Source organism: Zongyangia hominis (genome assembly GCF_014385095.1).
Lineage (GTDB): Bacteria > Bacillota > Clostridia > Oscillospirales > Ruminococcaceae > Zongyangia > Zongyangia hominis.
Genome location: NZ_JACRTC010000009.1, coordinates 1 through 11,980 on the forward strand (window position 1 = coordinate 1; position 11,980 = coordinate 11,980).

The following is an 11,980-nucleotide window of genomic DNA, read 5'->3' on the forward strand; positions in this document are numbered from 1 at the left end:
GACTACGAAATCTTCTACCCATGGAAAGAACAAGAGTGCCCTGTTACTGCAAAGGGGTTTGTTCAGCCATACGCTGACAGTCCAATGGATGAAGAAAATGTGGGCGAACACGTTTACCTACAAATTATAAACAACGCAAAAGAATATGTGTATATCAATACGCCCTATCTGATTGTTGATGACAGCGTTCTTTCTGCATTGTGTCTGGCAGCAAAAAGCGGTGTAGATGTCCGTATCGTTACGCCGCACCGATGGGACAAGCTGCTGGTACATATGACAACCCGCTCTTATTATCGTGAACTGATAAAAGCCGGGGTCAAAATCTACGAATACAGCAAAGGCTTTATCCACTCCAAAACCTTTGTATCAGACGATAAAACCGCTACTGTCGGTACGACAAATCTGGATTTCAGAAGTTTATATCTGCATTTTGAATGTGGTGCATTGCTTTATGAAAGCAACGCCGTGATGGAAGTCAAGGAGGACTTCCTGCACACGCTGGAAATTTGTCAACAGGTGACGGAGAAAGATTGCAACGCAAATATTGTAATTCGATTGCTTCAGGATATTCTCCGCCTGTTTGCACCCTTGATGTGAGGAGAAAGTAAATTGTTAGAAAATACAGAAAAAAGACACCAGCTTGCCAAATGGCTTATCAGCATTATTACAATTTGCATCCTGATTTATCTTGGCATTCGCCATATAAATCAATTAGCTGTTGCCGTTACATGGTTGAAGGAATTGATGAATCCGCTTCTGATTGGATTCGTCTTGGCACTGTTTTTGAATGTGCCGCTGGGTTTTATTGAAAGGCACCTGTTTCAAAAGAAACCGACTCCGAGGAAAAAGAAAATGCGGAGGCCGTTGGCCATTCTGCTTTCATTCGCTCTTGTGATCGGTATTTTTATCGGTATTGCATTTTTGGTGATCCCTGAGTTGGTAGATGCTGTTGGTATCGTCATTTCCTCTATTATGAACGGTATGGATCAACTCGCGGCTTTTGAAAGCACTGCCGATTATTCCAAGCTGCCATTTGGAGAGCAACTGTCGCAGATCGATATAGACTTTGTTGAAATAAAAACCAAACTCGAAGAATGGATCAAGCAGCTTGGTACCACCGTTGTAGATGGTGCTGCGAGTGCATTGGGAGGAATTACCTCTACCATCTTTGATTTTATTATCGGTCTTGTTTTCTCCATATACATTTTGGCGAATAAGGAGAAACTGAAAAGACAGATTTCGCGACTGATCCGTGTGTGGCTTCCAAAGAAATTTGGCGAGTGGAGTATTCATGTAGCTTCTGTCTGCGGCAGAAATTTCAAACTATTTGTGGCTGGGCAGACAACAGAAGCAATCATCCTCGGCACACTTTGCGCCATAGGTATGCTGATATTAAGAATCCCATATGCGCCGATGATCGGTGCGCTTGTGGGCGTGACTGCATTGATCCCCTATGTAGGCGCATGGATCGCAACGCTTATCGGTGCATTTATGATCCTGACAGTTAATCCCTTTAAGGCACTGGTGTTTGTTATTTTTCTTTTGACATTGCAGCAGATTGAAGGCAACGCCATTTATCCGAAGGTGGTAGGGGCAAAAATCAATCTCCCCGCTATGTGGGTTCTGGCCGCTATCACCGTAGGAGGTAATTTGGGCGGCCCTATTGGTATGTTGCTTGGTGTACCGGCAGCGGCATCAGCATATGCGCTTTTGAAAGAAGCAACGGACAAACGAGAAGCTGTGCAAAAGCAGGCATCCACTACAGAGAAATGAGGAACTCAAATGGCTACAGCATATATCCTTTACAACCCGTTATCCGGCAATGGTGATTGCCTTGAAAATGCGAGGAACCTCGAAGTCTATATTGATGATGATGTTACATATGTAGATATTACACGCATAAAGAGCTATCCCGTTTTTATCAACGTTTTGGAGCCAGATGATTATTTGATTCTTGCAGGCGGTGACGGAACACTGAATCGTTTCGTCAATGGTACAGCCGATATTTCCATTCAACAAGAAATACTGTACTTTCCAACCGGAACTGGGAACGACTTTGCCTGCGACTTACGAAGAACAGCATACACAAATCCTTTTCCAATCAACGAATTTATAACACATCTGCCGACGGTGGAAGTCAAAGGGAAAACATATCGATTTCTCAATGCTGTTGGTTTCGGAATTGATGGTTACTGTTGTCAAGTTGGGGATGAGCTTCGCAAGCAGCCAGATAAAAAGGTAAATTATACTTTGATTGCTGTCAAAGGATTACTGGGGAAATTCAATCCGAGAAACGCCAAAATAACAGTGGACGGAGTTGAACATACTTATCATAAAGTGTGGATCGCACCGACGCTGAACGGAAGATATTATGGCGGCGGCATGATGGCAGCTCCGGAACAGAATAGACTATCAGAGGAACGAACGTTGTCGTTGATGGTTTTTCATGGTGCAGGTCGGTTAAGGACGCTTTGTATATTCCCCGGCATTTTCAATGGGACTCATGTAAAGCACAAAAAACAGGTGGATATCCTTACAGGCTATGAGATTAGAGTAGAATTTGACAGACCTACTCCACTACAGATTGATGGAGAAACTGTACTGGATGTAATGACTTATGTTGCAAGAACACACTTATACTAAAAAAACACCAGCCACAACCCGTGATAATAGGTTGTGGCTGGTGTTTTAAATACCACAGAGACGCAATGTTCAGCGCTCCCAATCGTCCCGTTTTTTCTTGGACTGGGTCTGGCTGCGTTCTTGCCGAAGCCTGCGCTGCTGCTCCCATTTCATTTGCTGAATTTCCTGTCCCTCGGCGTATTCATCCAGAATAAGGGAAACTTCACGCTTGCCGTCAACCATGGTCATGTGGCTGTACTTATCGGCATAGTGTTCCTGCAACTTGCGAACGGCATCCTGTTCCTTTTCCGGGCGGATAGCCTGTCGTGTATCATAAAGCTCGATGGGATCGAAGTCAGTTGCTTGCGCCTGCAATGCGGCAAATTCTTTTTGCGCCGCATCCAATTCTGCGGCGAACTGTGCCTCTTTGCCTTCCAGATTTTTCAGCGAATCTCTCATGTTGGATACGCTGGTTTTTACTTTCTTTACTTCCTTATCGTCAGCGCAGTTCAGTTGATTCAGGAGCATGGTTCGTTCGGAACGCAGTTCCTCCAAATCTTCGGTCAACTCCGTAATGCGCTGAGAAAGCTCCAGCTGCTTTTTGACATTGAAAACAGAAGTGTCTTTCTTTTCAGAGCGCAAAGATTTCTGCTGGCTACTCTTTTCCTTGATTTCCTGTTTCAGTTCGTCATAGCGTTCCAGAATAGGATCTGCGGTATCCACATATTTAGACATACTGTTTTTGCCTTTGCGGATATGCCCAAGCTGATAGCAGAAAATAATCATCTTTGCACGCAGGGATTCCATAGCTTCCGCAAGGGCAGGGACGGTGTTTTTTACTGCGTCTATCAGCTTCTTGACAGATGCTTTCAGTTCTCGCAGCAAAGCATTGTCCGCCTTGATCTGCCTGTTCAGTTCACAGCGGTCAGAGATAATGCCCTTGGCTTCCAGCGCACGGGCAACCACACCCTCATGAATGGTAGGTTGCTCAGTTAAACCTCGCTCGGCATGACTGCGGTGGTCAATACGCTCATCGTGTCCGTATCTCTCCAAATAGCGGTTGGTCACGTCTGCCCACGCTTTGCGCCACTCTATAAGCTGTTCCTCGCTATTCCAACGCTCGGCAATGGGATTCTGCCTGCCGAACTTGGTGCTTTTCGGGTGCTTGTTGGCTCGTTCATATCCGTGCTTTTCAGCTTCGGATGGCGGCATATACACCTTCTTTTTGCCGACCTTGTAGGGGTATTGCTTTTCCCATCCATCAGCTTGTGCCGCTTTGAACTCGGCGGCGGTAAAGCCCCGTTCCTCGCCGCCCTTGACGCAGAGATATTCTTTCTCGGTCTTGTACTGCCAGCGTCCTTGTTCATCCAGTGGGCGCACCGTCAGCATAATATGGGCGTGGGGATTATGCCCTGGTGGATGCGGATCGTGGATCGCAACATCGGCGCACATCCCATCGGCAACAAAGCTGTTCTGAATGAAATCAGTTAAAAGCTCCTGCCATTGTTCCGGTGTCAGCTCAATAGGCAGCGCAGGGACGAACTCACGGGCAAGGCGGCTGTCCCTGGTCTTTTCGTTTTCTTCCACGGCATTCCATAGTACACCTCGGTCTTTCCATTCCGGCGGAGCATACTCCGGCAGGAATACCTCCCGCCATACAAGTCCTTTCTTGCGTGTAAAATCATGTCTTACGCCATCGTAGTCATTGAGAATATTAGTGCAGCTCAGATAAGCGGAAGCTGCCACCGCAGATCGCCCTGTACCTCGGCTGACCACCTTTGCTTCCAAGTGGTAAATCGCCATTCGTTCTCACCGTCCTTTCATCCCTTGTTTTTGTTTCTTTTTCGCAAAAAGAAAATGACCCTAACTTCAAGTTAGGGTCATAACCGCAAACAAAGCTGCCAGTGGCAGGTTTGTGCGGGCAGTTGGTGGAATACCGTCGGTTGAAGCGACGGTATTTTGTATAGGTGGCAACACCGGCCACCAACTGCGTGGCCAATGACAGCAGCACAGCCGTGATGTGGCATTGGACATAAGGCTCCCGCAGGAGCCGCATCCGCCTCGCAGAGCGCACGGTTGCCGCAGGCAATACCACCGCCCCTTTGGGGTGGTGAGTAAGTGCGCCCTTCGGGACAAAAGAAACGGGACGCCCGGTTTCCCAAGCGCCCCTCGTATCAATTCTTTCGTAAAATCCCATATAAAAAGTCCTCCAGTTCTTCAAGGTTCATGGTAGAAGCCTGCGGCAAGGCTTTTTCCAGTATCGCACCCTCCTGGATCAATCGTCTGGTTCGTGCTTTTCGCTCAGCAACACGGTTACGATTCTCTGCCTGTTCCAATCGGTGGCGCTCCTGTAACAGTCTTTTTTCGTCTTGGGTCATATCTTTAGCCATAAAAATCCTCCTGTGATAGTAAAAATAGGTTCGTTTGATAGCAGACAGATACCAAATATCCGTCCACTTGGTATCACGATTTTCATTGAATCTGTGATAAATTTCTCATGGTAGTAAAAATGCCCCCGATGGTATTGCAGTAATACCAATCGAGGGCAATCGTAATATCAGAAGCTGTCCGCAAAGTCCAATGCCGCCGAAAGTTCTTCATCATCCGGCTCCGGTGCGGATATTTGCGGTACAGACTGTGCAAATTGCAGTACCGGGGCCGGGACTGAACGCAAGCCCTGTCCGATCACTTCCATAACCCGCTGAAGAAAAGCATCCTCTTTTTCACGGGTTTCCAGATACGGGTCTGAAGCAAGGCGGTTCTGACGGTCAAAGTGGTCATTGATGGCGGCAACAATCGCCTTGCTGTAAGAGCGATATTTCTTTTTGTCCATCTGCTGTAAATGTTCATAAGCCCTGCGGTCATCCTCGTCTGTAAGATTTAAGCGTAGGGTGGTCGTGTAGATCTGCTTCATACGATGCCGCCTTTTCTGTGGAGCTTCTGCTCGGCAAGCAGTTCGTATCCCTTTGCGGTAGCGCAAATATCATCATTGATGGTCACTCGGTCTTTGTCATAGGTGCCGAAGTTTTTGAGAATACAGTTTCCACCTCCTACCACATACAGGCGCATCAGTTCGGGCTCGTATTCGTGTTCACGCAGTCTGCGGAAGATGCCTTCTGCGTACTCTGTTGCAGTATCACGGATAGCGGTCAGATAGCGTTCGCTGATGTCTGCCGTGCCATGACGGATCACACGGTCAAGGACAGTTTCATCGACGGATACGCCAAACTGCTTCATCAGATTTTCACGCACCGCAAGCATACACTGGTTGGTGCCGTACTTCTCGGTAAAGCACTTTTTCGCAAGAGGGCGGCACTCGTTGATATACATGACGTTCATCGTGCCGTTGCCAATATCGCAGAGCATATTGATACCCTTGAACTCACGGAGCTTATCAGCAACCGCAGAAAAGCCCTGCGGAAAAATATCAGCGCCGACAAATTCCACATGGTAATCCATACCACGGAAAGTGAAGTCGGCGCTGTCATTCTGAAGCAGATATGCCTTGAAGCTGTCTTTCTGCTCGGATACCCAAGTCAGCGGCAGTCCAGCGGCAATGTGGACACGGGCAGAGGTCAGCTTGCGGATATTCAGTTCTCTGGCGATTGCAGCAAGGGTCAGAATATAATAGTCGCTGTCCGTCATCTTGTCGGAGATAAATTCCTTGTGTTCCTCTCCGATGAGATAATATCTGCCCTCGTAGACAAGCAGATTGCTCTTAAAGATCGGCTCTTTGTCATAGGCAGCAACGCCCGTCTTGAAACAGCAGTGGGCAGTTTTGATATTGCCGTAGCCGTGATCAATGCCAATGATAATGGGATTGGTGGTTGTGTTGTTCATAAAATTCATATTGGTTCCTTTCTGCCGCATAGCGGCGATACAAAAATAATGGATGGTTTTGGTAAGTGGACATTTTGTCCACTTACCACTTTAGGCGTTTTTGGCAAGTGGACAAAATGTCCACTTGCCATCTGCGATCAGTTTTTTGGTGGTGGTCATTTTGACCACCACCACTTGATACAGGTCTGAGTGAAAGTTCCCAAATTGGGAACTTTCAGTTTCGGGCAATAAATAAGCGACCTATGATTACTCATAAGCCGCAGGCGGATGGATATTCAGCCACAAAAGTGAAAATTGCCGAATTGACAACTTTCATTTCAAGGAAAATCAAGTGGTCAAAATGGCCACTTGATTTTATGGCCAGGAGCATTGCGTGGTAGGTTTCCAAAACGGCAACCTACCACAACAGGAATATAACATAGATTTTGGCAAGTTCCCACTTTGGGGACTTGCCAAATCAACGGCAGTTTTCACAGAAATCAAGTTCCCAGATTGGGAACTTGAAATACAACACGCCAAAGTGCCAAGTTGGCACTTTGCCACTGAAGGCGCAGAAAAAAACACCTCAAGTTACCAATTTGGGAACTTGAGGTGTTCTATAGCTTTATGCTGTTTTCTGTTCTTTATCCGGTAATGCTGATTCATACGCTGTCTCACGCAAGGCTTTCTTTCGTTCGCCCTGCCGCTTGATCTGCGCCGCATATCGGCACTCATCACAGCAATATTTCACATCCGACCTTGTTGTGGTAAAGGTCTTACCGCAGTTCTCGCAAACAATCTCACGGCTACGCTCCTTTGCCGTTTCCTGTCGGTAGAACTTTGCACGGCAGTTCTTACTGCAATACATCGTAGCGGAACTTCTGGATTCAAATTCCTTACCGCAGCATTTACAAATCAGCTTGAAGGGCTGGCCAACTTTGTGTTCGCCGGCTTTCATCATCTGATAACGCTCACGGCTCCTAATGCGATGGCGCTTGAGCTGTTCCTGTCGCTTGATTTCTTCCTCGGTCAGCTCCGGTGCAGGAAGCTCAAAGTGTCCAATGAACTTCAAGTAGATTTCTACCTCTTGCACTCGGTCGCCGTCCACCTTTTCGGGAGCGTGAACAAGGATTTTGTCGATAAATTCATTTATCATCATTGTAGTCAGCTCGGAAAAGTCGGTGTAGCGCTTGGCAAGCTCCATAAACTGCTCCACACGGGCGGTATCTTCTTCAAAGGAAGAAAGATGTTCCTCGGCGGCCTTTACCGATGCCTGCAATTCTTTCTGCTCGGCTTCATAATCAGCAAGCAGACTGTCAAAGCGCTCATCGTTGATGCGTCCGGTGGCAAAGGATTCATAGAGCTTTTTAATGATATTATCAAGCTCAGTAATGCGCTTACGGTCTTTATTCAGTTTGCGCTTAGTGTCCTTTGCAGCTTCCTTTTGTCTGATCTGCGATGCGGCTCGCACCTTTGCGGCAAATTCCTCTTGATTGGAAATGGCATAGGTGCTGACCGTGCGGATGGTGTTCAAAATCAGCTCTCGCAGCGCCTTGGTGGAAATATGATGGTTGCAGCAGGCTGCAGAGCGTTTCTGTCCTGCCAGCTTATAAGTGGAACACTCATAAGCATCCGACGGATAAGGCTTGCTGTCAGACCCTCGTGTGCGCTGATTATACATCTTTGCGCCGCAGTCCGCACAGAACAGAAGTCCCGTCAGCGGGTTTGCTTCGCCAATGGTATCATGGCGTCTTGGTGTCTTGCGAAGCTGTTGTGCCAGCTCCCAAGTTTCCTTGTCCACGATAGCTTCGTGGGTGTTCTCAAAAATCAACCAGTCCTCTTTAGGATTCATAACAGCGCTTTTATCTTTATAGGACTGCTTGTGAGAACGGAAGTTTACCGTATGCCCCATATATTCGGGCTTGGCAAGGATCTGACCGACAACAAAGCCACTCCAGTTATAAGGGTTGGGAAATTCCTCTTTGCTTTTCCATACGCCCTTGTTCTGCTTACCGAAATACACAGCCGGGGTTTCCACCTTGTCCTCATATAAAATGCGGGCAATATCATAGGGGCCTTTACCCTCAAGGGTTAAGCGGAAGATCCTGCGGACAACTGCCGCCGCTTCTTCATCAATGTGCCAGGTGTATTTATCTCCCGGCATTTTCTTGTAGCCATAGATAGCGGCATTGGTGGTCGGCTTACCGGACTCGCCCTTGACACGAATGGCTGTTTTCTGCTTGCGGCTCAAATCTCGCAAATACCATTCGTTCATGATATTGAGAAACGGCGCAAACTCATTGCTGTTCTGATCGTCGCTGTCCACACTGTTGGCAATCGCCACAAAGTGAACGCCATGCTGTCGGAACATGACCTCGGTGTAAAAGCCAGTCTGCAAATAATCTCTGCCGATTCTGCTCATGTCCTTTACCAGCACATGGGCAACCTTCCCGGCTTCAATATCTGCAATCAACTGTTTCCACGCAGGTCTTTCAAAATTTCCTCCACTCCAACCGTCATCGGTGTAGTGCTGGATATTGGTGTAACCTCTCTGCTGGGCATAGCTTTCGAGGTACTTTTTCTGATTCACGATAGAATTGCTATCGCCAATCTGGTCATCGTCACGGGATAATCTCTCGTACAATGCCGTAATCTTGCTTTCAGTCTGTAATGCTGCCATAATTAGGCGCTCCTTTCAGACTGACGGCTCATTTGTGGTGCATCCATTATACCACAATATCCGCCAGAATCTATCACTTCATTACGAATAATTCGCAAAATTTTATCTTCCATTGTTTCGGTGGCCCCTTCGTTGAACACGACCTTGACCTTGTAGGTGGTGCCGCCGATACGGTGTGTGGTATAAGCAAAGTTCTTGTTTTCGTTTTTTACCATAGGCAAATTTCCTCCATAGATTGAAAAATTCATAGTTTCCGAGTATAATAGTTTTAGTTCCGGGCGAGTGTAACCATTTGCGGGGTTAAAAACAGCGTTTTGGTATAAATACCTTACCCAAGCAGAAATGCCCTCAAAAAAGCCTTGCGGCACAAGGCTTTTCGAGGGCAAAACGGTTACATAGTGTCTTATTTCTTGTTTTCCCTGTGCTTACGCACTCTGGCTGCGGTTTGTCTGCGGCGGGCATCCCTGGCACATTTGTCCGAGCAATATACTCGTTTGCCCTGTGCCGAGAAGTGCTTTCCGCATTCTTTGCAGACCGCCAGCGGTTGCGGCTCGAATACGGCTTGCAGCTCCGGTGCTGTAGGCAGCAGCGCATTGCGAAAGCGTCTGCACAGGGCGCTGTTGGTGTAACAGATACCAAACATAGGACACTCGCAGTCAAGTGGCAGGCAGCCGTACTCCTTGTCGTAGTTGGCGCATTTGGAAACAATCAGCTTCTTTACACGCTGTTTCTCCCGTGCGGTCAGCTCACGGTTGGTTTTGCTCATAGGCAGATTCCTCCTTTCTTTAGTGTCGGTAGTAATATAAAGACAGACAAATTATATTACTCCCTCACTAATAGGAGAAATACTGGGTGTTTAGCGGAACCATTTTTCGCAGAAATGAAGAAAATTTCAAAAATATTTTTGAAGGGAGGTTTCGGCTGTGAACAACGATCCCAGAAGGTATGACAACGACGATCTTTATGAAGAAGATACCGGATATGAAGATGGATACGATACGGATGATTATGATTACATAATCGATGACGAGGACGAAGATGAAAACGCCCTTTGGAACGATGACGAAGATTCCACCGAAGCTGACGAGGATTTGGACGAGCCTCCCCAAAAGAAGCGAAGGAAACGAAAAGAAAAGACTGTCTTTGCCGATATGGATACAGATGAAGCAGAGACAGAGGAATATAATAAAACACAGCGCTCTCTTGCAAAGGAGCTGCGGCTCATTGATGAAATCGAAGCCGATGCCGCTGTAAATCCCATTGAAGATGACGATGACGATACCGGGGAAGAACCGCCGGGACGCAAGCTGCTGAAGCGTGAGCTTCGAGCGCAGGCATTAAAACGCCTGGAGGACTCTGCCCGTACTCTGAGGGATTATGAAAATCTTGTTGCTTGGTATGACAGGCTGGATGCCAACCGTCAGCGCAAGGAGCGTTATCACGAATTGTACCGAAGCGGTGACGATGTTCCCCTTGATTACGGTGCAGCAGCGGACGGCCTGTATTTCCCCGATACCTTAAATGATGTGCTTTCAAAGCTGGAGCGAAAGGGCGAATTTATAGATTCCATCTTTTATTGCCCTTATGACATACATGAACTTGTAACCGATGAGGATGTGTCAAATATCTTGCGAGAACTAAACGAGGATCACAAGTTCCTGTTGTTCCTGTGGGCGCTGCGGCAGTACAGTTCCACAAGGATTGCAACCATTAAAGGGCAGAGTGACCGCAATATCCGCAAGGTGCGAAACACTATGCTGAAAAAGATAAGAAAAAAGCTGCTTGCAGCACTTACAGAAAAAGTGCAGGCAAAACAGCCCTTGACCTTGCTTGAAAAGGATTTTCTGATAGAAAATGGCGTATCTATTGAATAAATCGCAAAAGCAAGTATAATAGTAATATAAATGTGAATTATATGGGTTACGATACATAGTGGAGGTTTTGAATATGAGAAGCCTGTTTGAACGCACCAGTTCCAACTGGGTGCGATACAGTGAATATGAATGGAAAGAAGCGGAGGACGGAACATTATATCTGACTCCGGCAGAAAAAGCACAACCGAGCATTTATGATCCGTTGAGCGAGTATCAGAATATCGTTCTGGATGCCATCAATATCGGGCGTATGAAAGGCGGAAAGAAATCCGATAAGGAAATCCAAAAGGCAATTCAGCAGTTTGCGTTAAAATACGGTCTGCTTGGTCTTATGACCGCCCTGCCTACTACGCCAAACTTTATGGACTATGAAGCGGTATATCTGCCAAAGAATCATTTTATCCGTGAAGAATCCATGTCCACAATGGATTACCTAAATTTGTTCTTCCCGTTTGATAAGCCCGATGTGGTCAAGCGTGGCGTTGAATCCATGTGGACAGTACACAATGACCATGTTATGTTGGCGCTTGCTATGACCATGAGCGACAAGCCTACGGCAGTCAATATGAGTTTCCAGAGAGAATATGCGGAACGATATGAATGGATGCAGCAGCAATTTGAAGATATTGCTTTTACCTATCTGACAGCGATGCTCTACTATGAAGATTATGATTATCTGACTTCTGACCAAAAGAGACTGATGCAGGAGGGCATGGAAGCCTTTGGCGGCATTGCGCCAACATATACGATTCGCCTGCTTGATAAGCCGACAATTGTATGGGATTTCCATTCGCTGATGCTTGGGGTGCAGATGATGTTCAGTTTTATGCTGACAGACCAGGACAAGCCGCTGCGTGTCTGTAGGCATTGTTCTGAGATATTTGTAGCAAGCAGGCCGAGCGCAATTTTCTGTAGCCCGCAGTGTAAAAATAAGTATAATGTTTACAAGAGCAGAGCGAAGGATAAGAAGGAATGATAGGAAGGG

General features: G+C 46.8%; 13 protein-coding genes. 5 read left to right on the forward strand and 8 right to left on the reverse strand.

Features of this window, described 5'->3' with window-relative positions:
* The 3 genes from H8709_RS10510 to H8709_RS10520 form a co-directional block, all read left to right on the forward strand.
* Positions 1-597, forward strand: a 597-nt coding sequence (locus H8709_RS10510) for a phospholipase D-like domain-containing protein (protein WP_262398329.1), incomplete at its 5' end; no start/stop codon positions are given.
* Positions 598-609: 12 nt separating this feature from the next.
* Positions 610-1,773 carry an AI-2E family transporter gene (locus H8709_RS10515; RefSeq protein WP_262398330.1) on the forward strand — a complete coding sequence of 388 codons (1,164 nt, stop codon included), beginning with the start codon at positions 610-612 and terminating at the stop codon, positions 1,771-1,773.
* Positions 1,774-1,782: 9 nt separating this feature from the next.
* Positions 1,783-2,643 (forward strand): diacylglycerol/lipid kinase family protein, encoded by an 861-nt coding sequence (locus H8709_RS10520; RefSeq protein ID WP_262398331.1) that lies wholly within the window; start codon positions 1,783-1,785, stop codon positions 2,641-2,643.
* A 69-nt stretch (positions 2,644-2,712) separates the two neighbouring features.
* On the opposite strand, the gene mobQ is transcribed toward H8709_RS10520, so the two are convergent.
* From mobQ to H8709_RS10560, 8 genes are all read right to left on the reverse strand, one after another.
* Entirely contained in the window at positions 2,713-4,425 is a 1,713-nt protein-coding gene (gene mobQ / locus H8709_RS10525) for a MobQ family relaxase (protein ID WP_262398332.1), read from the reverse strand.
* Positions 4,337-4,819: a hypothetical protein gene (locus tag H8709_RS10530; RefSeq protein ID WP_262398333.1), complete on the reverse strand. Its 483-nt coding sequence runs from the start codon at positions 4,817-4,819 to the stop codon at positions 4,337-4,339. Before H8709_RS10530 ends, mobQ begins: the two co-directional genes overlap by 89 nt.
* Positions 4,797-5,000, reverse strand: a complete 204-nt coding sequence (locus H8709_RS10535; protein ID WP_262398364.1) for a DUF3847 domain-containing protein — start codon at positions 4,998-5,000, stop codon at positions 4,797-4,799. Before H8709_RS10535 ends, H8709_RS10530 begins: the two co-directional genes overlap by 23 nt.
* 179 nt (positions 5,001-5,179) lie before the next feature.
* Entirely contained in the window at positions 5,180-5,536 is a 357-nt protein-coding gene (locus tag H8709_RS10540; protein ID WP_262398334.1) for a hypothetical protein, read from the reverse strand.
* Positions 5,533-6,492 carry a ParM/StbA family protein gene (locus H8709_RS10545; RefSeq protein WP_392391683.1) on the reverse strand — a complete coding sequence of 320 codons (960 nt, stop codon included), beginning with the start codon at positions 6,490-6,492 and terminating at the stop codon, positions 5,533-5,535. Before H8709_RS10545 ends, H8709_RS10540 begins: the two co-directional genes overlap by 4 nt.
* Before the next feature lie 574 nt (positions 6,493-7,066).
* Complete coding sequence (locus H8709_RS10550) at positions 7,067-9,121, reverse strand: DUF4368 domain-containing protein (RefSeq protein WP_262398336.1); 2,055 nt, start codon at positions 9,119-9,121, stop codon at positions 7,067-7,069.
* Between the two features lie 2 nt (positions 9,122-9,123).
* Complete coding sequence (locus H8709_RS10555; protein WP_262398337.1) at positions 9,124-9,336, reverse strand: transposon-encoded TnpW family protein; 213 nt, start codon at positions 9,334-9,336, stop codon at positions 9,124-9,126.
* A 188-nt stretch (positions 9,337-9,524) separates the two neighbouring features.
* Positions 9,525-9,887, reverse strand: a complete 363-nt coding sequence (locus tag H8709_RS10560) for a cysteine-rich VLP domain-containing protein (protein WP_262398338.1) — start codon at positions 9,885-9,887, stop codon at positions 9,525-9,527.
* Between the two features lie 157 nt (positions 9,888-10,044).
* On the opposite strand from H8709_RS10560, the gene H8709_RS10565 reads away from it, so the two are divergent.
* Positions 10,045-10,995 carry a hypothetical protein gene (locus tag H8709_RS10565; RefSeq protein ID WP_262398339.1) on the forward strand — a complete coding sequence of 317 codons (951 nt, stop codon included), beginning with the start codon at positions 10,045-10,047 and terminating at the stop codon, positions 10,993-10,995.
* A gap of 73 nt (positions 10,996-11,068) precedes the next feature.
* Entirely contained in the window at positions 11,069-11,971 is a 903-nt protein-coding gene (locus H8709_RS10570) for a hypothetical protein (protein ID WP_262398340.1), read from the forward strand.
* Positions 11,972-11,980: the final 9 nt, after the last annotated feature.